The sequence below is a fragment of the Azospirillum formosense genome (genome assembly GCF_040500525.1).
In the GTDB taxonomy this organism is placed as follows: Bacteria; Pseudomonadota; Alphaproteobacteria; order Azospirillales; family Azospirillaceae; genus Azospirillum; species Azospirillum formosense_A.
The window spans coordinates 19,214-40,313 of the sequence record NZ_CP159405.1 but is presented as its reverse complement, the minus strand read 5'-3'; the positions used below and the strand labels follow the sequence as shown (position 1 = coordinate 40,313).

The following is a 21,100-nucleotide window of genomic DNA, read 5'->3' as shown; positions in this document are numbered from 1 at the left end:
CAGCTCCGTATAATCAGGAACTGCGCCCATCTTTTTCTTTAATAGCAGGATTTTTATCGTCACGGCATCGCCCATTGAAACGAGCCGCGTGCCATGACCCATCCACCCTTTGTCCTCCGCCAGGGCGTTCCGCCGGCGACCCTCCGTGAGCGCATCCACAGCGCTGTCCAGCGGGCGCTCGACGAACAGCGGCTTGTCGGCGCCGTCGTCCTGGTGGCGCGGGACGGCGCGCTGGTCCATCGGCAGGCCGCCGGCTTCGCCGATCGCGAAAGCGCGCGGCCGATGGCCGTGGAGACGGTTTTCCGTCTGGCCTCGGTCAGCAAGCCCATCGTCTCCACCGCGGCTCTGGCTCTGGTGGCGCAAGGCCGGCTCGACCTCGACGCGGACATCGCGCGCTGGCTGCCCCGGTTCCAGCCCCGGCTGGCCGACGGCCGACCGGCGCGCATCACGGCGCGGCAGCTGCTCAGCCACACGGCCGGTCTCGGCTACCGCTTCTTCGAGGCCGACGCGGACGGCCCCTATGCGCGGGCCGGCGTGTCGGACGGCATGGACGCGTCCGGCATCAGCCTGGACGAGAACCTGCGCCGTCTTGCCGGCGTGCCGCTGCTTTACGAACCGGGGACGGGCTGGGGCTACTCACTGGCGACCGACGTGCTGGGCGCGCTGGTCGCGCGGGTCCACGGCACAACGCTGGACGAGGCGGTCTGCCGTCTGGTGACCGGCCCGCTGGGCATGGCGGACACCGGCTTCACCGCCCGCGATCCCCAGCGCGTGGCGACCGCCTATGTGAACGGCACGCCGCGGCCGCATCGGCTGGCCGAGGGCGAGACGGTCTCCCCCTTCGAGGGCGCCGTCGGCATCGCCTACAGCCCTGCGCGCATCTTCGATCCGCAGGCCTTTCCGTCGGGCGGCGCGGGCATGGCGGGCACGGCGGAGGATCTTCTGCGGCTGCTGGAAACCCTGCGCCAAGGCGGTGGTGCGCTCCTGCCCGGCGCGCTGATCGCGGAGATGGCCCGGGACCAGACGGACGGCCGGGACCTGCCCAACGCGCCCGGCTTCGGTTTCGGGCTGGGCTTCTCGGTCCTGCGCGACCCGGCCTCGGCCGCCTCGCCCGAATCGGAAGGCACCTGGCGCTGGGGCGGAGCCTACGGCCATTCCTGGTTCGTGGACCGGGCGCGGGGCCTCAGCGTCGTCGCCTTCACCAACACGCTCTACGAAGGCATGTCCGGCCGCTTCGTCACCGACTTGCGCGACGCGGTCTACGGCGCTTTGGATGCGCGGCCATGAGGAGGACGCCCCCGCGCACGGGCGCCGCCGCTTCGGACCCTTTGCCCCTGGCCTCGCTGCTGGCGCTCGCCATGGCGGCCTTCATCACCATCCTCACCGAAGCGCTGCCCGCCGGACTGCTGCCGCAGATGGCCCAAGGGCTGGGTGTGACCGAGGCCTGGGTCGGCCAGACCGTGACGATCTACGCCGCCGGTTCGCTGGCAGCGGCCATCCCGCTGACCGCCGCCACCCAGGGGGTGCGCCGCCGCCCGCTGCTGCTGGCGGCCGTCGCCGGCTTCGTCGTCGCCAACACCGTCACGACCTTTTCCGCCAGCTTCGCCCTGACCATGGTGGCGCGTCTCCTGGCAGGCGTGTCGGCCGGCCTGACATGGGCGCTGCTGGCGGGCTACGCCGCGCGCATGGTGCCCGACCACCAGAAGGGCCGGGCCATCGCCGTCGCGATGGCCGGTACGCCCTTGGCGCTGGCGCTCGGCGTGCCGGCGGGCACCCTTTTCGGCAATCTGGTGGGCTGGAGGGTGTGCTTCGGCATCATGAGCGCTCTGGCGCTGGCGCTCATGATCTGGGTGCGCGTCGCGCTGCCGGACTTCGCCGGACAGGCGGCAAGCAAACGGCTGACGCCGGCGCGCGTGTTCACCATGGCCGGCGTGCGCCCGGTGCTGTTCGTGGTGCTGGCCTTCGTGCTGGCGCACAACATCCTCTACACCTACATCGCGCCGTTCCTGGCGGCGTCGGGCATGGAAGGGCGGACGGATCTGGCGCTCCTGCTGTTCGGCGTCGCGTCGCTGCTGGGCATCTGGATCGTCGGCGCACTGATCGACGGCCATCTGCGGGCGCTGACTCTGGCCAGCACCGGCCTGTTCGGTCTGTCCGCGCTGGTGCTCGGCGCGGCGGGCGATGCCCCGGCCGTGGTCCTTGCGGCGGTGGCCGCCTGGGGCTTGGCGTTCGGCGGTGCGGCGACGCTGTTCCAGACGGCCCTGGCCAGGACGGCGGGCGACGCGGCGGATGTCGCCCAGTCCATGCTGGTCACCGCCTGGAACACGGCCATCGCCGGCGGCGGCATCGTTGGCGGCGTGCTGCTCGAACGGCTGGGCGTCGGCGCCTTCGCGCCGGCCCTGCTGGTGCTGCTGGCGGCGGCGCTGCTGGTTGTCGTGAGAGCGAGGCGGCACGGCTTTTCCCCTCCGACCGGCGCGGCTGGAGGCGGAGAGAAGGCCGCCGCCACCGTCAGTCCGTGCGGTCCAGCCGGCGCAGATGCAGCATGTAAAGCCGCGAGAAGCGCGTCACCAGATCGTGGAACGGCAGCGGCCTCACGGGGGTGAAGGGCAAGGCCAGCTCCGCCGCGCCCGTTCCCATCGCGTGGCGCGCCAGTTCGCGGCCCACCGCGGTGCCCAGCGCCATGCCGCGCCCGTTGTAGCCGACCGCCCCGGTCACGCCGGACGCCAGCTCGTGAAAATGGGGCCGGAAATCGGCGGTCATCGCCAGATGCCCGCTCCAGCTCCGCGCGATGGCCGGGTTGCCGATCTGGGGGAAGACGCGGCGGATGCGCTCCCGCGTGCGTTCCCGCGCCCGCCGCTCTACGTCCGCCGACCGCACCAGCGTGCAGCCGGAGACCAGCCGGTTGTCGGCGGTCCAGCGGAAGAAATGCAGGTCGCCGCGGGTGTCGCTGCACGCCATGTCGGAGGGCAGCACGCTGGCGCGCAGGGCGGCGGACAACGGCTCCGTCACCATCTGGAAGTTCAGCACCGGCACGACGGAGCGGCGCAGCCCCGGCCACAGATCGTCGGTGTAAGCGTTGGTCGCCAGAACGACGCGGTCGGCGGTCACGCCGCCGCGTGGCGTGGTCAGGGTCCAGCCGGTGCCGGCGCGCGCGATCGACACGACCGGCGTGTCGCTGTGGATCGCCACGCCCAGCCCGAGGGCGGCGCGCGCCATCTCGCGGGCCAGCGACAGCGGATTCACATGCCCGCCGGTCGGGGCGACCATGGCGCCGTGCCAGAAGCGCGTGCCCAGCGCCCGTTCCGTCTGCGCCGCGTCGAGCAGCGCGACCTCCGCCCCCAGCGCCCGCCATTGCGCGACCCGCTGCTCCGCCGCCTTCATGCGGCCGGGCCGGTGGGCCGGCTGGATCCAGCCCTTCTGCACGCCGTCGCAGCGCATCTGGTAGCGCTCGATCAGGTCGAAGACCAGCGCCGCCGAGCCGCCGACCAAGCGGGCCAGCGCCGATCCCTTGGCCTCGCCGTAGGCCGCCGTCAGGTTGGCGGGGTCGAGGCGCGACAGCGTCGGGATGATCTGGCCGTTGTTGCGGCCCGACCCGCCGAAGCCCGGCTCGCGCGCCTCCAGCACCGCCACGCGCACGCCCTGTTCGGCCAGATGGATCGCCGTCGACAGGCCGGTGACTCCCGCCCCGACCACCGCCACGTCCACCCGAACCGACCCGTCCAGCGGGCCGGTCTCCGGACCGGCGACGGCGCTCGCCGCCCAGTGGGAGTCCGGCAGCGGCGCGTCCAGCAGCGGTTTGAGAAGCGCGCTCATCGCGTCGCCTCCTCCACCAGCAGCGTCCTGGCCAGCGCCACCCAATAGCTGGCGCCGATGGCCAGGTTGGCGTCGTTGAAGTCGTAGCCCGGGTTGTGCAGCAGGCAGCCGCCGTCCGTCGGCCCGTTGCCCAGCCAGACGTAGCAGCCCGGCCGCTCCTTCAGCATGAAGGCGAAATCCTCCGCCCCCATGGAGGGCATCTGGTCGTGGTCGATGTTTTCCTCCCCGACCAGCGCGGCGGCGATGCGGGCGCACAGCGCGGTCTCGGCAGCGCTGTTGACGGTCGCCGGGTAGCGCCGCTCGTAGCGCACGCTGGCGGTGCAGCCGAAGGCGGCGGCGGTGTGCTCGGCCAGCGCGCGCAGCCGCGCCTCGACCACGTCCTGCACCCCCTCCTTGAAGGCGCGAACGGTGCCGCGCAGCGTCACCTCCGCCGGGATGACGTTCCAGGTGTCGCCGCCGGTGATCCAGGTGGTGGAGACCACGGCGCTGTCCAGCGGGTGCAGGCTGCGGCCGGGAATGGTCTGCAGGGTGGTCAGCAGATGACCGGCGGCGGTCATCGGGTCGTGGCCGAGATGCGGCATGGCGGCGTGGCTGCCCTTGCCATGGACGGTCACCTCGAAGATGTCGTAGCTGCCCATCATCGGCCCCGGCCGCAGCGCGATCTGCCCGAGCGGCAGGCCCGGCCAGTTGTGCATGCCGTAGACGCCGTCCACCGGGAACCGCTCGAACAGCCCCTCGGCGATCATCTCGCGCGCACCGCCCTCGTTCTCCTCGGCCGGCTGGAAGATGACGTGCAGCGTCCCGGCGAAGTCGGGATCGTCGGCCAGGATCTTCGCCGCCCCCAGCAGCATCGTGGTGTGGCCGTCGTGGCCGCAGGCGTGCATCCGTCCCGGATTGACCGAGCGGTGGGCGAAGTCATTGGTCTCGTGGATGTGCAGCGCGTCCATGTCGGCGCGCAGCGCGATGGCCCGGCCGCCGGGGCGGCGGCCCCTCAGCGTGCCGACCACGCCGGTGCGCCCCAGCCCCGTCGCCACCTCCAGCCCGAAGGCGCGCAGCTTGTCGGCAACGAAGGCGGCGGTCTCGTGCTCCTCGAAGGCGGTCTCGGGATGGGCGTGCAGATGGTGCCGCCACTGCCGCATCTCCGGGGCCAGGGCCTCGGCGGCGGGGTGCAGGCGGACGTTCGCGGGGATGGTCATTCCGGGGACTCCTGGGGTCCGCCCGCCGGCAGGCTGTAGCGGAAGTCGCAGTGGCTGGCGCCCTGCATGATGGTCTGGGTGCGGGTGAAGCGGACGTCGGGCCGGTAGCCGCACATGAACTCGCCGTCCCGGTTGCAGGACAGGATGTCGCCGATCTCCTCCACGCCCATAGCGCGGTAGCTTTCGGCGTAGCGGCAGCGGGTGACGTTGAAGCCCAGCCGGTCGGGCGCGCTCTCGATCACCTCCAGCCGCAGGGCGTCCCCGGCGGTCCACAGGGCCAGCCGCTCGTGGAAGGTGGCGAGGTCGGCGGTGCCGCGGGTGGCGCGGTCCTCCGCCGCCATGGCGGCGCCGGCCTCCCGGGCCATCACCTCGATGGCGCGGGCCAGCACGGCGCGCGCCCGCTCCCGCCCGATCTCGGGCAGGAGCTGGTCATAGAGCGCCTTGGCGAAGGCCGCCTCGATGCGCCGCCGCTCCAGGATGGGCAGGGGGGCGGAAGCAGGAGCGGCGTTTTCGGTGTCGGTGGTCATCACTGCGATCCTTTCTCGGTCAGCCGCCCAGATAGGCCGCCCGCACGCGCGGGTCGGCGGCCAGATCGGCGGCGCTGCCCGAGAGTGTCACCCTTCCCGCCTCCATGACATAGGCATGATCGGCGACGCGCAGCGCGGCGCGGGCGTTCTGCTCCACCAGAAGGATCGAGGTGCCCTCGCCGCGGATCTGGACCAGCAGGTCGAAGATCTGCTTCACCACCATCGGCGCGAGGCCGAGCGACGGCTCGTCGAGCAGCAGCAGGCGCGGCTTCGACATCAGGGCGCGGGCGATGCACAGCATCTGCTGCTCGCCGCCGGACAGCGACCCCGCCTTCTGGGTTAGCCGCTCGCGCAGGCGGGGGAACAGCTCCAGCATCCGCTCCATCCGGGCGGCGCGGTCGTGGCGCAGCGTCCGCCCGCCCAGCAGCAGGTTCTCCCGCACCGTCATGGTGCCGAAGATCTGCCGCCCCTCCGGCGCCTGGGCGAGGCCGCGGCGCACCACCTCGTGGCTGGGGCTGTCGGTCATGTCCTCGCCGTCGAAGACGGTGGCGCCGCCGCTGGTGCGGTAGATGCCGGACAAGGCGCGCATCAGCGTGGTCTTGCCGACGCCGTTGGCGCCCAGCACGGCGACAATGGCCCCCTCCGCCACGTCGAGCGAGACGCCGCGCAGGATCTCCTGCGGCCCCATGCGCACCGTCAGGTCGCGGACCTCAAGGATGCGGCGGGTGGTGGCGGCGGTGTTGCTGGCCTGGGCTCCGTCAAGCGGCATCGTCTTCCACTCCCAGATAGGCTTCGAGGACGGCGGGGTCGCGCTGCACCGCCTCCGGCGTGCCGTCGGCGATCTTGCGGCCCGACGCCAGGACGATGACGCGGCTGCAGCTTCCCATCACCAGCCCCATGTCGTGCTCGACCAGCAGGACGGTGACGCCGCCGGCGTGCAGGCGGCGGATGAAGTCGGCCAGCTCCGCCGTCTCGGTGTCGTTGAGGCCGGCCGCCGGCTCGTCGAGGATCAGCAGGCGGGGTGCGGTCGCCAGGGCGCGGGCGATCTCCAGATACTTGCGCTTGCCGTAGGACAGGTTGGCGGCGATGTCCTCGGCCTGGGCGGTCAGGCCGACGCGCTCCAGCGCCTCCCAGCTCCGCTCGCTGACCGCGCGGCTGTGGGCGCCGCCGTTGACCAGCGCCCGCCAGGGCGACTGGCCGAAGGCGCCGACCGCCCCGACGGACACGTTGTCGAACACCGTCATGTTGGGGAAGACGCGCAGGTTCTGGAAGGTGCGGCCCATGCCCATGCGGGCGATCTGCCAGGGCTTGCGGCCCGTGACGTCCTGCCCGTCGAAGGTCACCGTGCCGTCCGACGGTGGCGTGAAGCCGGTGATCAGGTTGAACAGGGTGGTCTTGCCGGCGCCGTTGGGGCCGATCAGCCCGACCAGCTCGCCCTTGGCGATGGTGGCGCTGACGTCGCTGACCGCCAGCAGGCCGCCGAAGCGCCGGGTCAGCCCCTGGATGGAGAGAAGCGTGTTGCTCATGATCTGCCTCACTTCCAGCCGACGGGCGTGCCGCCGGCGATGGTGGCCCAGCCGCGGGAGAAGGAGCGGCGGACGAAGCCCAGCGCGGTGCCTTCGGCCAGCATGCCCTTGGGCAGCAGCAGGATGGACAGGAACATGGTCGCCCCGACGGCGATCATGCGGTAATCGCCGATGTCGCGCAGCGCTTCCGGCAGGACGATCATGAACAGGGCGCCGACGACCGCGCCGGGAAGGCTGCCCAGCCCGCCGACCACCACCATCGCCAGGATCAGGATCGATTCCATGAAACGGAAGTTGTCCGGCGCGATGTAGGCGGAGGTGTGGGCGAGCAGCGCCCCGGCGATGCCGGCGAAGAAGGTGGCGACGACGAAGGACTCGATCTTCAGCCGCTCGACGTTGATGCCCATGCTGTCGGCGCACTGGTCGTCCTCGCGCAGCGCCCGCAGCGCGTTGCCGTAGTAGGAGTGGGTCAGCCGGTGCAGCACCCAGACGCAGGCGACGGCGATGACCGCGACCGCCAGATAGCGGCTGAGCAGCGTGTCGGCCTGCCAGCCGAACAGCTCGATCGGCGGGATGCCGCGGATGCCCATCGGGCCGCGGGTCAGGTCCACCCAGTTCAGCAAGACCACGTAGATCATCTCGCCGATGCCGAGCGTGGCGACGGCGAAGTAGATGCTGACCAGCCGCATGGTCGGCAGCGCCACGAGGAAGCCGAACAGCGCGGCGATCAGCCCCGCCGCCGGCAGCGTGACGATGAAGGGCAGGCCGAGCCTGGTCGACAGCAGCGCCGCCGCGTAGGCGCCGATGCCGTAGAAGGCGGCGTGACCGATCGACAGCAGCCCAGCGGTGCCCGTCACGTGGTTCAGGCTGGCCGACAGGATCACGAAGATCATCGTCGTGATGGCGATCTGGGCGAGGTAGCTGGACCCGGTGCCGACGATCGCGGCGGGCACGGCGCCGAAGGCGACCGCCAGCAGGAGGAATGTCCAGGCGAACCGCCGGCCTCGCCCGGAAAACGCGGCGGGCGGCGCGAGGGTGTCCGGCATCAGCCGGGCGTCAGGCACGTTCACGTCCATGTCCGAACAATCCTTGCGGGAAGAAGACCAGCGTGATGACCAGAAGGCTGTAGGTGATCAGGTCCTTCCAGCCGCTCGACAGGAACTCGGTCGCGATGCTCTCCGACACGCCGAGCAGCAGGGCGCAGGCGACCGCCCCCGGGATGCTCGACAGGCCGCCCATCACCATGGCGACGAAGGCCTTGACGCCGGGCGCGAAGCCCATGTGCGGCGAGATCGCGCCGTCGTAGAGGCCGACCAGGATTCCCGCCGTGGCGCCCAGCATCGAGCCGACCGCGAAGGTGGTGACGATGGTGCGGTCGGTGTTGATGCCGACGTAGCGGGCGCCGAGCTGGTTGTTGGACACGGCACGGATGCCGAGGCCGGTCTGGGTGCGGTAGAGCAGGAACTGCAGCGCGCCCAGCATGACGGCGGAGGTGGCGAAGATGACCAGGCTGCCGCTGGCGACCATGACCGGCCCGATGGCGACCGGCTGCTGCAGCAGGTAGCCGGACGGGATGCCCTGCATGTCGCCGCCGAAGATGTGCATCATGATCTCGCGCGTCACGATCGACACGGCGAGCGAGGAGAGCAGCGTCGCCTCGCGCATGGCGCGGGACTTCTGGCTGGCCTCGTCGGTGAAGCGGCGGAAGGGGCGGAAGGCGATGCGCTCCAGCCCGACGCCGGACACCGCGCCCACCGCCAGGACCAGCGGCACCACCGCCAGCAGCGGCGGGGCCATCGCGGTGATGACCATCAGCCCGACGAAGGCGCCGATGGTGTAGACCTCGCCATGGGCGAAGTTGACGACGTTCAGGACGCCGAAGATCAGCGTGAAGCCGATCGCCATCAGGGCGTAGACGCACCCGATGGACAGGCCGTTGATGACCTGCTGAAGGAAGAAGACATCGAAGACCATGGCGTGCTCCAGGCTTCGGGGAGCGCGCCCGCCGGTCCCGGCGGAGCGCGCACCACGGCGTGTGTCCCGAAAAGCGGATCGTGTGGCGCGCGCCGGGAACGGTCGTCCCGGCCCGCGCCCGTCAGGGGCCGGTCAGGGACCGGTCACGACCTGGAAGCGGCCGTCCTTCACCATCATCTTGGCCAGCGCCTTCGCCGGCTCGCGGGTGACGGGGTCGAAGCTGGTGGCGCCGGTCACGCCGGGATAGTCGGTGGTGGCGGCCAGCGCGTCGCGCAGGCTCTCGCGCGTCACCGACGGGCCGGCCTTGGCGACGGCGTCCAGCATGATGCCGACCGCGTCGTAGGCCTGGGCGGCGAACATGCCGGGCTCCGACTTGAAGCGCGCGGCGTATTCCTTCACGAAGGTCTGCACCGCCGGATCGGGGTTGTCGGGCGTGAAGGTGGTGGCGAGGTGCAGCCCCTCCACCGATTCACGCCCCAGCTCGATCAGCTTGGGCGAATAGAGGGAGCTGGTGCCGTAGAGCGGGATCTTGATGCCGAGCTGCTCGCGCTGCTGGGCGAAGGCGGCCCCCTCCTCGTAGAACATGGCGAGGTAGATCACGTCGGGCTTCTGCCGGGCGACCTTGGTCAGGATGGAGCGGAAATCGCGGTTGCCGGGGTTGAACGCCTCGGTGGCGGTGATCTTGCCGCCCTTGGCCTTGAAGCCGCTGACGAAGCCGTCGAGCGCCGAGATGCCCCAGTCGTTCTGGATGTAGATCACCGCCGCCGTCTTCATGCCCGCCGCGATGATCCAGTCGGCGTTGTAGGGGCCTTCGAAGGCCTGGGTGGTGATGTTGCGGAACTGCCAGGGGCTGAGCTTGGTGAAATCGGGGTGCGAGGCGGTCTGGGAGAGCTGCGGCATCTTCTCCGCCGCGTAGATCTCGCCCGCCGCCATCGACACGGTGGAGGAGAAGTCGCCGATCACCCCGACGATCTTGGAATTGTCGAGGAACTTGTGCGCGATGTTGCGCGCCTCCTTGGGATCGTCCTTGCTGTCCTCGAAGGTGATGGCGACCTTGGCGCCGGCCAGCTTGCCCGAGGCGTTGAACTCCTCCAGCTTGATCTGGGCGGCGTTGCGGAACATCTCGCCGTACTGGCTGCGGTCGCCGCTGAGCGGCGCCTGATAGCCGATGACGATCTCGCGGTCGGCGGCCTGGACGGCGGTGGCGGCCAGCATGGCGCCAAGAACGGCGCCCAGAGCGGTGCCGAGAACGGTCTGCTTCCTCATGGTTCGGTTCCCCTGTCGGCGAGGCTGGGCAATCAGTTCGCGGCGGCGGGTGCCGCGGCGCCCGGCGTGATCGTCAGGTGGCAGCAGGTGCTGCGGCCCGGCTTCCAGGTGTCGACCTCGATCTCGAAGCCGGCGGTCTCGAAGGTGCCCTTGTCGACCGCGCCGGCGAGTTCGCAGAGCGTCTCCACCGTCTCAGCCGGCAGGTTGGCCTCGAGCCAGGCTTCCTTCAGCGGGCAGGTGTGGAAGCGGATCTCCAGCACCTCGTCGGTGCAGCGCACGACCTCGGGGCCGAACTGGGCCTCGGCGTCGGGGATGAATTTCAGGAAGGAGTCCCGCAGGCCCGCCAGATCGGCCGGGGCGTGCGGCGCGAAATTGTGGGCGATGGCCGCACCCCGGCGATAAATGGTGCGCGCCATGATCTCCCGGGCCTTCTCCTCGCCGATCTCCTTGCGCATCTCGTCGAAGGCCGCCTCATAGACCATCGCGCGGCTCTTCATCGCGTTGCGCAGAAGTGTGCGAAACTCGTCCATCGGTGAATGCTCCTGTTTTTCTGCCAGTTGTCTTGCGGTGGCGATTTTTGTTTTTTGAACGCGCTTGTTCTTTTTGCGTCAGAGGGACGGGCCGCCCCGCAGGAAGGCCTCGATCCGCGCCTCGTCGGCGGCGGTGTCGAAACCGGCCCGCGCCATCCAGGCGTCGTCGTGGTAGGTGTTGCGGTAGCGCTCGCCGGAATCGCAGATCAGCGTGACCAGTGAACCGGCCCGCCCGGCGTCGCGCATCCGTCCGGCGATCCAGCACAGCCCGAAGAAGTTGGTCCCGGTGGACCCGCCGACCATCCGGCCGAGCCGCCGCGACAGCACCCGCATCGCCGCCAGCGAGACCACGTCAGGCACCTTGATCATCTGGTCGACGACCTCGGGGATGAAGGACGGTTCGACGCGGGGCCGCCCGATGCCCTCGATGCGCGACCCACGCTCGCAGGTCAGCGCGGCGTCGCGGTTGACGAAGCTGTCGTAGAAGACCGAATGCTCGGCGTCGGGAACGCACAGCCGGGTCGGCAGGTGGCGGTAGCGGATGTGGCGCCCGATGGTGGCGGCGGTGCCGCCGGTGCCGGCGCTCATGACGATCCAGTCGGGCACCGGGTGGCGCTCGCTGCGCATCTGGCCGAAGATCGACTGGGCGATGTTGTCGGTGCGCCAGTCGGTGGCGCGCTCGGCGTAGGTGAACTGGTCGAGATAGACGCCGCCCAGCCGCACCGCCAGAGCCGCCGCCTCGGCGTAGATCGCCTTCGAGGACTCGACGAAATGGCAGCGCCCGCCGTGCAGCTCGATGGCGGCGACTTTCTCGTCCGAAGTGCCGCGCGGCATCACCGCGTGGAAGGGCAGGCCGAGCAGCCGGGCGAAATAGGCTTCCGACACCGCGGTGGACCCCGACGACGCCTCGATCACCGGCGTGCCCTCGCCGATCCGCCCGTTGCAGATGGCGAACAGCAGCAGCGACCGCGCGACGCGGTGCTTCAGGCTGCCGGTGGGGTGGGTCGATTCGTCCTTCAGGTAGATGTCGATCCCCGACAGCTCCGGAACGTCCAGCTTCAGCAGCGGCGTGTCGGGCGACCGCGCCGCCTCGGTCTCCAGCAGCTCGATCGCGCGCCGGGTCCAGTCGCGGCCGGTGGCCTCGGGCAACGGGGTGTAATCGAGGCGGAGCGGCTGACGGATCGAACCGGCGCCGGGTTGCAGCGTCACGGTCTGCGCGGAAGCGGTCATGTCACCCTCAGAGCGCGATGACGGCGTCGATCTCGACCGACGCGCCGAGCGGCAGCGCCGACACCTCGACGGTCGAGCGGGCGGGGAACGGCGCCTGGAAGAAGCCGGCATAGACCTCGTTCACCGCCTTGAACTGGGTGAGGTCGGTCACGTAGACGGTCATCTTCACGGCCTTCGCCAGGCTGGTTCCGGCGGCCTCGGCGATCGCCGCGATGTTGGTCAGGCTGCGCGCCGCCTGGGTGGGCGCGTCCGGGCCGGCGAAGGCCCCGGTGGCCGGGTCGATCGGCAGCTGGCCGGAGACGAACAGCAGCCCCCCGGCGACGCGGGCCTGGGCGTAGGGGCCGATGGCGGCCGGGGCTTTGTCCGTGGCGATGGTGTCGGTCATCATCCTGATCTTTCCTGGTTTGGCCCTGCGGCGGCGACCGTCGCCCGTTCGAAGGCTGGGCTGCCCAAAGGCCGGGCGGTCCGCCTGCGGGAACGGCATGCGGGTGCTTGCAAAATCCTCAAAACGAAAAAGCTTTTCTCCTGGCGGGCCAAACGAGCAAAATCATCCGTCCCAACCGTGAAGGCCCCGAGCAACCCCGATGACCATCGACGCCACCGACCGGAAGATCCTGGCCGCTCTCCAGGCCGACGCGACCCTGTCGCTCGCCGACCTCGGCAAGCAGGTCGGGCTGTCCGCCACTCCCTGCTGGCGCCGTGTGCAACGCCTTGAACAGGAAGGTTATGTCCGCCGCCGCGTGGCTCTGCTGGACCGGGCCAAGCTGAACGTCGACGTGACCGTCTTCGTGGCCGTCCGAACCAGCAAACACTCGGCGGAATGGCTGGAGGAGTTCCGCCGCGTGGTGGCCGACATACCGGAGGTTGTCGATCTCTACCGGCTGAGCGGCGAAATCGATTATCTTCTGCGGGTGGTCATTCCGGACATCAAGGCCTACGACGCCTTCTATCGAAAGCTCATTGAGCGCATCGAGCTTCAGGATGTCTCGTCGATGTTCGCCATGGAGGAAATGAAGTCGACAACGGAAGTCCCTCTTTCTTATGTAAAAACCCAGACCAGCTAGGATTTTACTTTTCGGTTTTCTTTTTAGACTCACGCTTCGGCAATTTTCGCGAAGCCCCTGTGGTTATTCTCAATATCGCATGGTTCGTATGAGAATTTTTTACTTTTTTGGCCGGGATGGCGCTTCGTCGTAGAAAATAATTTTGCTCTGAACGCGGCTTTTGAAAAAACATTTCTTTGTGACCGCTGGCAGGCGGATGGATCGGGCGTTCGGGCGGACCGGCACGGCTTCCCATTCCAAGCCCGCGCTGAGTACCCGTTGCCTATTGCCTGCGCAAAGCGGCCGCTCTATATGCGTCACGTCTCACTCAATGAGACGACGAAACCGCCAGGGCGGGCGAACCTTGAAGACGCGCAGCACCCAGACTCCCGACGCCGCCGCCAACGTCTCCGACGACGCGGCCAAGCCGAAGGCCGCCGCCACCGACCGGACCTTCGCCATCCTGGAACTGGTCGCGTCGGCCGCCGGCCCGCTGGCGGTGAAGACCATCGGGACGACGCTCGGACTGCCCAAGCCGACCGCCCACCGCCTCGTCAACGGCCTGATCGACAAGGGGCTTCTGGCGCGGGACCTGGAAACGCGCGACGTCATCATCGGCGTCGAGGCGGCGCGGCTGGCGGTCGGCATCCTGCGCGCCTCGCTGTCGCGCGCGCCGGTCCGCTCCGTGCTGCGCGCGGTCAGCGCCGAACTGGGCGAAACCTGCAACGTCGGCGTCCTCGACGGCGGCGACGTCGTCTATCTCGACCGCGTGGAGGTCGAGCACTGGCCCCTGCGGCTCCAGTTCGGCGTGGGATCGCGCGTGCCGATGCATTGCACGGCCATGGGCAAGCTGTTCCTCGCCACCCTGCCGGACGGCATGCGCAGCCGCCTTCTCGCCTCCGGCCCCTTCTCCGCGCAGACCGCCCACACCCTCACCGATCCGGCGGCGCTGGCCGCCGAGGTGGAGCGCATCGCCGCGCGCGGCTACTCGCTCGACGACGAGGAGTATGTGGTGGGGGTGTTCTGCGTGGCGGTGCCGATCCTGTCCTCCACGGGCCGGACGGTGGCGGCCATCGCCGTGCAGGCCCCGAAGGTCCGGCTGTCGCACGACCGCGTCGAGCAGGTCCTGCCCATCCTCCGCCGCGGCGCCGAGTCCCTGTCCGCGCAGTTCGGATAACCTCCCTACCCCCATCGTTCTTCAAAACCGGACGTTTCATCGCCCACGCCGCGGGATGCCGACGGTGCATGCCCCCGTATGTATGGATAATTGGGTACACGAACTTTTTGGGCTTGCGCGACCCAGGGTCCTGTGAGTTAATGATACAAATCGTATCGCTGAATGAGACCAAGAGGCCGCGCGATACGCTTCCAGTCACGGGGAGGAACGATGACGCGGAAGATCGCCTTGGGCTCCGCTCCGTTGCGGGAGCCCCGCGAACCGACAATCGAAGACGCCGCCGACACCAACGCCGGTGACAACACCCCTGGTGATCGCCGGCCCCTCGCCGACCGCGTCCTGGCGTTGCTGGACGCGGTGGCCGCGGCGGGGCAGCCGATGACCGTCAAGGACATCGCCGAGAAGCTGGCCCTGCCGAAGCCGACCGCGCACCGGCTGATCGCCATGCTGGAGGAGCGCGGCTTCCTCGCCCGCCCGATCGACGGCCGGCTGGTGACCGTCGGCCCGAAGCTGCGCAGCCTGGCGCTCAACGCGCTGCGCAGCTCCCTGGTCCAGGCCCCGTCGCACGCCCGGCTGCGGGCGCTCAGCCTGGAGCTGGGGGAGACCTGCAACGTCGGCGTGCTGGAGGGCGGCGACGTCGTCTATCTCGACCGCGTCGAGGTGGAAGGCTGGCCGCTGCGGCTGGAATTCGGCGTCGGCTCGCGGGTGCCGCTGCACTGCACGGCGATGGGCAAGCTGTTCCTCGCCTTCCTGCCGGAGCTGCCGCGGCGGCGCCTGCTGGACTGCCTGCCGCTGCCCCGGATGGCGGCGGCGACGCTGTGCGACCCGGCGCTGTTCCGCGCGGAATTGGACAGCATCGCCGCCTGCGGCCACTCCTTCGACGACGAGGAATACATGCCGGGCGTCTTCTGCGCGGCGGTGCCGATCCGCGACGGCGCGGGACGGATGGTCGCCGCCCTGGCGGTGCAGGCGCCGAAGGTCCGGCTGTCGCGGGAGTCGGTGGCCGAGCGCCTGCCGGTCCTGCACCGCGCCGCAAGCGACATGGCCCGCGCGCTGGGCATCGACGCCGCCCCGGCCGAGCCGGCCCTCTCACCCTAAGGAAGACGGACGCCATGGCAAGGACGCTTGAAACCACCGCCGCCGGATGCCCGGCCCGGCTGATGGCGCGCAGCGCCGCCCTGGAGCCGGTTCCCACCGCGGTGGTCGCCGCGGGCTCGCCGGTCGCGCTGGAAAGCGCGCGGCGCGCCACCGCGCTCGGCCTCATCGAGCCGGTGCTGGTCGGCGATCCGGCGGCCATCGCCGACAGCGCCCGCCGGATCGGCTGGACGCTCCACGGCGCCTGCGTGGTTCCGGCCCGCGACGACGCGGCGGCGGCGCGGATCGCGGTGGCGCTCGCCCGATCCGGCGACGTGGGCGCGCTGATGAAGGGGCACATCCACACCGACACGCTGATGCTCGCGGCGCTCGACCCGAAAAACGGGCTGCGCACGGGGCGCCGCTTCACCCACGCCTTCCACATGACGCTGCCGGGATCGGGCCGCGAGCTGATCATCACCGACGCGGCGATCAACGTGGCGCCGTCCCTGACGACCCGGCTGGACATCATCCGCAACGCCGTGGAGCTGTGGCGGCTGGTCGGCGGCAACGATCCGCGCGTGGCGCTGCTGTCCTGCACCGAGGAGGTGACCGAGCGCGTGCCCTCCAGCCTGGACGCCGACCGGCTGACCCGCCTGTGCCAACAGGAGGTGCCGGGGGCGACGGTGTTCGGGCCGCTGGCGCTCGACCTCGCGGTGTCCGCCGAGGCGGCGCGAATCAAGAATCTGACCCACCCCTGCGCCGGGGCCGCCGACATCCTGGTGGTGCCGAACATCGAGACGGGCAATGCCCTGTTCAAGGCGCTGGTGCATTTCCTGGAAGCGGTCGCCGCGGGCATCGTGCTCGGCGCCGCGGTGCCGATCGTCCTCACCTCGCGCGCCGACCCGCCGGCGGCCCGCATCGCCGCCGCCGCCATAGCCCAGATCGCCGCCGGGCGCCGCCCTTCCGGAACACCGGGCGCGCCTTATCCCGCCACCGCAGCCAAGGGAGGCGCCGCACCCGGCCTGCACGCCTGACGGCCAGAAAAACGAACCCCGCCAAAAAAACAAACCCTGGGAGGGAATGCAAATGCTCCGCAACGCCTTGACGCTCACCGCGGCGGTGGCCGCGCTGCTGTCGCCCGTCCTGTCATCCGCCCCCGCACGCGCCGACGACTACCCGTCGCGCCCCATCGAGGTCATCGCGACCTTCGGGGCCGGCGGCGGCGCCGACCTGATGGCGCGCCAGTTCGCCCGCCTCGCCGAACCGCATCTCCGCGTCGCCATGCCCGTCGTCAACGTGTCCGGGGCGTCGGGCAACGCCGGCCTGACGCGGGTCCTGACCAACCCGGCCGACGGCTACACGGTCGGCACGCTGATCGCCCTGTCCGTCTCCTCCTGGGCGTCGGGCCTGGGCACGGCGAAGCCGGACAATTTCGTCTATGTGGCGATGATGCAGAACTCGCCGTCGATGCTCTACGTCTCCAAGAACAGCCCCTTCAAGACCTACGAGGAGTTCGCCGCCCACGCCAAGGCCAACCCCGGCAAACTGCGCGTCGCCACCTCCGGCTACGGCACGCAGGACGACATCACGCTGAAGTATCTCGGCACCCAGGGCGTGCCGGTGACCAACGTCCCCTTCGCCCGCCCGTCGGAGCGCTACGCCTCGCCCATCGGCGGCCACACCGACGCGATCTACGAGGAGCCGGGCGACGTCGCGCAGTTCCTGAAATCCGGCGACCTGCGCCCGATCGTCGTGTTCGACAAGCAGCGCCACCCCTCCTTCCCCGACGTGCCGGCCTCGGCGGAGCTGGGCCTGGACATCGGCGACCTGCCGAACTTCCGCACGCTGGCGGTGCCCGCCAGCACGCCGCCCGAGCGCGTGCAGAAGCTGCACGAGGCCGCCGCCAAGGTGCTGGCGAGCCCGGAATGGAAGACCTTCTGCGCCGACACCTTCACCTGCGTCGACACTCTGGTGACGCCGGACCAGGCCAAGGAGGAGGTCAAGGCCTTCTATGAAACCGTGAAGGGCTATCTGGACCGCTTCGCGACGAAGACCGTCGGCCAGACGCCGGGCTGAGTCCGGTTCCAAATCCGCCCCACCCGTTTCATCGCTCTTCAGGGAGGGAACCGTGACTCCCCTGTCCCACGGTCTTCGCCGGCTGGCGACGCCCTCGGCCCTGCTCCTCGGGTCGCTTCTTCTCTCGCAACACATCGTGCGCGACAGCACCATGATCGCCGGCCTGCCGGACCCGGTGGGACCGACGGGATGGCCCCGGCTGATGCTGGGCGCGGTCGGGCTGTGCGCCCTGATCTGGATCGCCAAGGAACTCCTTGCGCTGCGCCGCGCGGTCCACCAGCAGAAACCGATCGACGAGGAATACGTAGGCTACGCCAATGGCCGGGCCATGATCGGGCTGGGGCTGGTGATCCTGTACGGCATCGCCCTGCCGCAGCTCGGCTTTCCGGTCGCCACCCTCGCCTTCGTCGCCCTGTGGTGCGTCATCGGCGGCATCCGGCGCCCGCTCACGCTGGCGCTGGTCACCGGGATCGGCTGCGTCGTGCTGCTCTACGTCTTCGTCCTGCTCGCCCAGATGCCGCTGAACCGCGGCCACGGCGTCTTCGACGACTTCACCGTCGCGCTCTACCGCCTGCTCGGCATCTACTGAGCCGGCCACCGGAAGGATCGTCCCATGGATATCCTCGCCAATCTGGCCGGTGGCTTCGCCGGCGCCCTCGACCCGTACAACTTCGTCCTTCTCGTCTCGGGCCTGATGCTCGGGGTCGTGGCCGGCGCGCTGCCGGGCATCTCCTTCGTCAACGCCATGGCCATCGCCCTGCCCTTCACCTATTTGCTGCCGCCGGTCACGGCGATGTCCTTCCTCGGCGGCATCTATGTGGGTGGCGTGTTCGGCGGCTCGATCTCATCGATCCTCATCAACATCCCCGGCACGCCGGCCTCGCTGCCGAGTTGCTGGGACGGCTACCCGATGACGCGCAAGGGCCTGTCCTCGCGGGCCTTGAGCATCGCCATCACCGCGTCCGCCTTCGGCGGGCTGGCCAGCGCGCTGCTGCTGACCTTCGGCGCGCCGCCCTTCGCCAGCTTCGCGCTGAAGTTCGACCAGCCCGAATTCTTCGCCGCCACCATCCTGGGCCTGATCAGCGTCATCGCCATCGCCAAGCACGCCCCGCTGATGAGCGCGCTCTCGATGTTCCTCGGCCTGCTGATCGGCACGGTCGGCGTCGATCCGATGTACGGCATGCCCCGCCTGACGCTGGGCGTCCCCGACCTGGAGAGCGGCATCAACTTCACCGTCGTGATGATCGGCCTCTTCGCCATCGGCGAGGTGGTGGACCTGATCTGCAAGCGGGCCGGCGGCGCGCGCTCCATCGCCACGAAGCCCGGCAAGCAGATCGGCCTGTCCGACCTGTGGCGGGTGAAATCCTCCATCCTGCGCGGCACCGGGCTCGGCTGCACCATCGGCGTCATCCCCGGCGCCGGAGCCACGGTGGGCTCGGTCATCGCCTACAGCGTGGAGAAGCAGGCGTCGGGCAAGGGCGACCGCTTCGGCACCGGCGTGGAGGAGGGGCTGGCGGCCCCGGAGGCGGCCAAGAACGCCACCACCGGCACCGCCATGATCCCGCTGCTGACCCTGGGCATCCCCGGCAGCGCCGCCACGGCGATCATGCTGGCCGCCATGCTGATCCACGGGCTGAACCCCGGCCCGCTCCTCTTCACCTCGAACGCCTCGCTGGTCTACACGATCTTCGCCAGCATGCTGATCGCCAACCTGCTGATGATCGTCGCGGCGATGGGCGTGGCGCGGGTCTTCTCGACGCTGATGCGGGTGCCGCCGGCCATCCTCGGCGCCTTCATCATCGTGCTGAGCGTCGTCGGCGCCTACGGCGTGCGCAACAACCTTTTCGACGTCTATGTCTGCCTCGCCTTCGGCATCGCCGGCTACGTCATGAAGCGGACCGGTTTCCCGCCCGCCCCGCTGGTGGTCGGCGTGATCCTGGGCCCGCTGTGCGAGCGGTACTTCCTCACCTCGCTCGCCAACTACGACGGCAACATGGCGGTCTTCGTCAGCCGCCCGATCAGCGGAACGATCCTGGCCCTGGCCGCCGCCTTCCTCGTCTGGTCGATGTGGCCGTCGGGCAAGCCCCTGCTCCGCCGCCCGCCGAAGGACACGGCTCAAAGCGACCCGACCCACGGCGGTCCGGCCTCCAAGGAGCCGCCACACCGGGTGCTCAAAGCCTGACCGTCCGAACCAACGAACGAACCTTCAGGGAGAGAGACAAGCACAATGGACAACATCATGCTCGACCGAACGCCGGCCAGCGCCGACCAGGAGGCCATCGCCGCCCTCGTCGCCCGCGCCCGCGCCGCCCAGCGCGCCTTCGCCGACGCGACGCAGGAGCGGGTGGACGACGCCGTCGCCGCGCTCGCCTGGGCCATCTACGAACCGGGCCGCGCCCGCGCCCTGGCGGAGCTGGCGGTGGCCGACACCGGCCTCGGCAACGTCGCGGACAAGATCGTCAAGAACCAGCGCAAGACCTTCGGCACGCTGCGCGACCTGATGCGGGTGCGCACCGTCGGCGTGATCGAGGAGGACGCGGCCAAGGGAATCGTCAAGATCGCCAAGCCGCTGGGCGTCGTCGGCGCCGTCACCCCCTCCACCAACCCGGCGGCCACCCCGGTCAACAAGGCGATGATGGCCGTCAAGGGCCGCAACGCCATCATCATCGCCCCCTCCCCCATGGGCTCCGCCGCCACCGGCCGCACGGTCGAGCTGATGCGGGCCGAGCTGGCGCGCATCGGCGCTCCGGAGGATCTGGTGCAGATGATCCCCACCCCCATCACCAAGGGCCTGACCCAGGCGCTGATGGAGGCGGTCGACCTCGTCGTCGTCACCGGCTCGCAGGACAACGTGCGCCGCGCCTATTCCAGCGGCACCCCGGCCATCGGCGTCGGGGCCGGCAACGTCCCGGTCATCGTGGACGAGAGCGCCGACCTGGCCGAGGCGGCGCGCAAGATCTGCGCGTCGAAGACCTTCGACAACTCCACCTCCTGCTCGTCGGAGAACGCGCTCGTCGTCCTCGACTCCGTCTACGACGCGACCATCGCGGCGCTGGAGGAGGCCGGCGCCTACCTCTGCACCGCGGAGGAGCGGGAGCGCGTGCAGTCCCGCCTGTGGGAGAACGGCAAGCTGAACCGCAAGCTGATCGCCAAGGACGCCGCCATCCTGGCCGAGGCGTTCGAACTGGCGCCCAAGGCGCGCGGGGCCCGCTTCTTCCTGGTGGAGGAGACCGGCGTCGGCAAGGCGCATCCCTTCTCCGGCGAGAAGCTGTCGCTGGTGCTGGCCGTCTACCGGGTGCCGGACTTCGACGCGGCGGTCGATCAGGTGTGCAAGATCCTCGACCACCAGGGGCGCGGCCATTCCTGCGGCATCCACACACGGGACGAGGCGCACGCCAAGCGGCTGGCCGACGAGCTGGACGTGGTGCGCGTGCTGGTCAACTTCGCCCACACCTTCGGCAACGGCGGCGGCTTCGACAGCGGGCTGAACTTCACCCTCTCGATGGGCTGCGGGAGCTGGCAGAAGAACTCCATCTCCGAGAATCTGAGCTGGAAGCACTTCGTCAACATCACCCACCTCGTCCGCCCGATCCCGGAGGACAAGCCGAGCGAAGAGGCCCTGTTCGGCCCCTTCTGGTCCCGCCACGGACGCTGACGGAGGCGAC

20 protein-coding genes and 1 pseudogene are annotated in these 21,100 nt (G+C 70.0%); 10 read left to right on the top strand and 11 right to left on the bottom strand.

What is annotated here, in order from left to right; translation table 11 throughout:
* The first annotated feature begins 93 nt into the window (after positions 1 to 93).
* Both ABVN73_RS24445 and ABVN73_RS24440 read left to right on the top strand, forming a co-directional pair.
* Entirely contained in the window at positions 94 to 1,287 is a 1,194-nt protein-coding gene (locus ABVN73_RS24445; protein WP_353861699.1) for a serine hydrolase domain-containing protein, read from the top strand.
* A pseudogene (locus tag ABVN73_RS24440) lies at positions 1,284 to 2,459 on the top strand (MFS transporter); the annotation flags it as partial. The gene ABVN73_RS24445 and the pseudogene ABVN73_RS24440, both read left to right, overlap by 4 nt.
* Before the next feature lie 49 nt (positions 2,460 to 2,508).
* Here ABVN73_RS24440 and ABVN73_RS24435 read toward each other — a convergent pair.
* From ABVN73_RS24435 to ABVN73_RS24385, 11 genes are all read right to left on the bottom strand, one after another.
* Entirely contained in the window at positions 2,509 to 3,813 is a 1,305-nt protein-coding gene (locus ABVN73_RS24435) for an FAD-binding oxidoreductase (RefSeq protein ID WP_353861698.1), read from the bottom strand.
* On the bottom strand, positions 3,810 to 5,009 hold the full coding sequence (locus ABVN73_RS24430) for a M20 aminoacylase family protein (RefSeq protein ID WP_353861697.1): 1,200 nt from the start codon (positions 5,007 to 5,009) through the stop codon (positions 3,810 to 3,812). The genes ABVN73_RS24435 and ABVN73_RS24430 overlap by 4 nt, the downstream gene beginning before the upstream one ends.
* Positions 5,006 to 5,536, bottom strand: a complete 531-nt coding sequence (locus ABVN73_RS24425) for an L-2-amino-thiazoline-4-carboxylic acid hydrolase (protein WP_051658725.1) — start codon at positions 5,534 to 5,536, stop codon at positions 5,006 to 5,008. The genes ABVN73_RS24430 and ABVN73_RS24425 overlap by 4 nt, the downstream gene beginning before the upstream one ends.
* Before the next feature lie 19 nt (positions 5,537 to 5,555).
* Positions 5,556 to 6,305 carry an ABC transporter ATP-binding protein gene (locus ABVN73_RS24420; protein ID WP_353861696.1) on the bottom strand — a complete coding sequence of 250 codons (750 nt, stop codon included), beginning with the start codon at positions 6,303 to 6,305 and terminating at the stop codon, positions 5,556 to 5,558.
* Positions 6,295 to 7,062 carry an ABC transporter ATP-binding protein gene (locus ABVN73_RS24415; RefSeq protein WP_353861695.1) on the bottom strand — a complete coding sequence of 256 codons (768 nt, stop codon included), beginning with the start codon at positions 7,060 to 7,062 and terminating at the stop codon, positions 6,295 to 6,297. The genes ABVN73_RS24420 and ABVN73_RS24415 overlap by 11 nt, the downstream gene beginning before the upstream one ends.
* Positions 7,063 to 7,070: 8 nt before the next feature.
* Positions 7,071 to 8,138 carry a branched-chain amino acid ABC transporter permease gene (locus ABVN73_RS24410; protein WP_353861694.1) on the bottom strand — a complete coding sequence of 356 codons (1,068 nt, stop codon included), beginning with the start codon at positions 8,136 to 8,138 and terminating at the stop codon, positions 7,071 to 7,073.
* Positions 8,119 to 9,036 (bottom strand): branched-chain amino acid ABC transporter permease, encoded by a 918-nt coding sequence (locus ABVN73_RS24405; RefSeq protein WP_059399728.1) that lies wholly within the window; start codon positions 9,034 to 9,036, stop codon positions 8,119 to 8,121. The genes ABVN73_RS24410 and ABVN73_RS24405 overlap by 20 nt, the downstream gene beginning before the upstream one ends.
* 132 nt (positions 9,037 to 9,168) lie before the next feature.
* The gene (locus ABVN73_RS24400) at positions 9,169 to 10,302 is read right to left on the bottom strand and encodes an ABC transporter substrate-binding protein (RefSeq protein ID WP_353861693.1); all 1,134 of its coding nucleotides are present in this window, start codon (positions 10,300 to 10,302) and stop codon (positions 9,169 to 9,171) included.
* 32 nt (positions 10,303 to 10,334) lie between these two features.
* Positions 10,335 to 10,832 (bottom strand): L-2-amino-thiazoline-4-carboxylic acid hydrolase, encoded by a 498-nt coding sequence (locus tag ABVN73_RS24395; protein WP_114861325.1) that lies wholly within the window; start codon positions 10,830 to 10,832, stop codon positions 10,335 to 10,337.
* A 78-nt stretch (positions 10,833 to 10,910) separates the two neighbouring features.
* On the bottom strand, positions 10,911 to 12,062 hold the full coding sequence (locus tag ABVN73_RS24390) for a PLP-dependent cysteine synthase family protein (RefSeq protein ID WP_353861692.1): 1,152 nt from the start codon (positions 12,060 to 12,062) through the stop codon (positions 10,911 to 10,913).
* Positions 12,063 to 12,069: 7 nt separating this feature from the next.
* Positions 12,070 to 12,447 (bottom strand): Rid family detoxifying hydrolase, encoded by a 378-nt coding sequence (locus ABVN73_RS24385; RefSeq protein WP_040138336.1) that lies wholly within the window; start codon positions 12,445 to 12,447, stop codon positions 12,070 to 12,072.
* A 205-nt stretch (positions 12,448 to 12,652) separates the two neighbouring features.
* On the opposite strand from ABVN73_RS24385, the gene ABVN73_RS24380 reads away from it, so the two are divergent.
* From ABVN73_RS24380 to ABVN73_RS24345, 8 genes are all read left to right on the top strand, one after another.
* Positions 12,653 to 13,126: an Lrp/AsnC family transcriptional regulator gene (locus tag ABVN73_RS24380; protein ID WP_170295954.1), complete on the top strand. Its 474-nt coding sequence runs from the start codon at positions 12,653 to 12,655 to the stop codon at positions 13,124 to 13,126.
* A gap of 343 nt (positions 13,127 to 13,469) precedes the next feature.
* Positions 13,470 to 14,282: an IclR family transcriptional regulator gene (locus tag ABVN73_RS24375; RefSeq protein ID WP_353861691.1), complete on the top strand. Its 813-nt coding sequence runs from the start codon at positions 13,470 to 13,472 to the stop codon at positions 14,280 to 14,282.
* Positions 14,283 to 14,492: 210 nt separating this feature from the next.
* Positions 14,493 to 15,380, top strand: coding sequence for an IclR family transcriptional regulator (locus ABVN73_RS24370; RefSeq protein ID WP_353861690.1), 888 nt, complete (start codon positions 14,493 to 14,495; stop codon positions 15,378 to 15,380).
* Between the two features lie 14 nt (positions 15,381 to 15,394).
* The gene (locus ABVN73_RS24365; RefSeq protein WP_353861689.1) at positions 15,395 to 16,393 is read left to right on the top strand and encodes a bifunctional enoyl-CoA hydratase/phosphate acetyltransferase; all 999 of its coding nucleotides are present in this window, start codon (positions 15,395 to 15,397) and stop codon (positions 16,391 to 16,393) included.
* A gap of 52 nt (positions 16,394 to 16,445) precedes the next feature.
* Positions 16,446 to 17,435, top strand: coding sequence for a tripartite tricarboxylate transporter substrate binding protein (locus tag ABVN73_RS24360; RefSeq protein WP_353861688.1), 990 nt, complete (start codon positions 16,446 to 16,448; stop codon positions 17,433 to 17,435).
* A gap of 52 nt (positions 17,436 to 17,487) precedes the next feature.
* Entirely contained in the window at positions 17,488 to 18,024 is a 537-nt protein-coding gene (locus ABVN73_RS24355) for a tripartite tricarboxylate transporter TctB family protein (protein ID WP_353861687.1), read from the top strand.
* 24 nt (positions 18,025 to 18,048) lie between these two features.
* Positions 18,049 to 19,617, top strand: a complete 1,569-nt coding sequence (locus tag ABVN73_RS24350; protein WP_353861686.1) for a tripartite tricarboxylate transporter permease — start codon at positions 18,049 to 18,051, stop codon at positions 19,615 to 19,617.
* A 57-nt stretch (positions 19,618 to 19,674) separates the two neighbouring features.
* Positions 19,675 to 21,090: an aldehyde dehydrogenase family protein gene (locus tag ABVN73_RS24345; RefSeq protein ID WP_353861685.1), complete on the top strand. Its 1,416-nt coding sequence runs from the start codon at positions 19,675 to 19,677 to the stop codon at positions 21,088 to 21,090.
* Positions 21,091 to 21,100 lie beyond the last annotated feature (10 nt).

Coding starts and splice junctions, on each gene's coding strand:
- ABVN73_RS24445 (WP_353861699.1), top strand. CDS start 94: ATGACCCATCCACCCTTTGTCCTCCGCCAGGGCGTTCCGCCGGCGACC.
- ABVN73_RS24435 (WP_353861698.1), bottom strand. CDS start 3,813: ATGAGCGCGCTTCTCAAACCGCTGCTGGACGCGCCGCTGCCGGACTCC.
- ABVN73_RS24430 (WP_353861697.1), bottom strand. CDS start 5,009: ATGACCATCCCCGCGAACGTCCGCCTGCACCCCGCCGCCGAGGCCCTG.
- ABVN73_RS24425 (WP_051658725.1), bottom strand. CDS start 5,536: ATGACCACCGACACCGAAAACGCCGCTCCTGCTTCCGCCCCCCTGCCC.
- ABVN73_RS24420 (WP_353861696.1), bottom strand. CDS start 6,305: ATGCCGCTTGACGGAGCCCAGGCCAGCAACACCGCCGCCACCACCCGC.
- ABVN73_RS24415 (WP_353861695.1), bottom strand. CDS start 7,062: ATGAGCAACACGCTTCTCTCCATCCAGGGGCTGACCCGGCGCTTCGGC.
- ABVN73_RS24410 (WP_353861694.1), bottom strand. CDS start 8,138: ATGGACGTGAACGTGCCTGACGCCCGGCTGATGCCGGACACCCTCGCG.
- ABVN73_RS24405 (WP_059399728.1), bottom strand. CDS start 9,036: ATGGTCTTCGATGTCTTCTTCCTTCAGCAGGTCATCAACGGCCTGTCC.
- ABVN73_RS24400 (WP_353861693.1), bottom strand. CDS start 10,302: ATGAGGAAGCAGACCGTTCTCGGCACCGCTCTGGGCGCCGTTCTTGGC.
- ABVN73_RS24395 (WP_114861325.1), bottom strand. CDS start 10,832: ATGGACGAGTTTCGCACACTTCTGCGCAACGCGATGAAGAGCCGCGCG.
- ABVN73_RS24390 (WP_353861692.1), bottom strand. CDS start 12,062: ATGACCGCTTCCGCGCAGACCGTGACGCTGCAACCCGGCGCCGGTTCG.
- ABVN73_RS24385 (WP_040138336.1), bottom strand. CDS start 12,447: ATGACCGACACCATCGCCACGGACAAAGCCCCGGCCGCCATCGGCCCC.
- ABVN73_RS24370 (WP_353861690.1), top strand. CDS start 14,493: ATGACGCGGAAGATCGCCTTGGGCTCCGCTCCGTTGCGGGAGCCCCGC.
- ABVN73_RS24365 (WP_353861689.1), top strand. CDS start 15,395: ATGGCAAGGACGCTTGAAACCACCGCCGCCGGATGCCCGGCCCGGCTG.
- ABVN73_RS24360 (WP_353861688.1), top strand. CDS start 16,446: ATGCTCCGCAACGCCTTGACGCTCACCGCGGCGGTGGCCGCGCTGCTG.
- ABVN73_RS24350 (WP_353861686.1), top strand. CDS start 18,049: ATGGATATCCTCGCCAATCTGGCCGGTGGCTTCGCCGGCGCCCTCGAC.
- ABVN73_RS24345 (WP_353861685.1), top strand. CDS start 19,675: ATGCTCGACCGAACGCCGGCCAGCGCCGACCAGGAGGCCATCGCCGCC.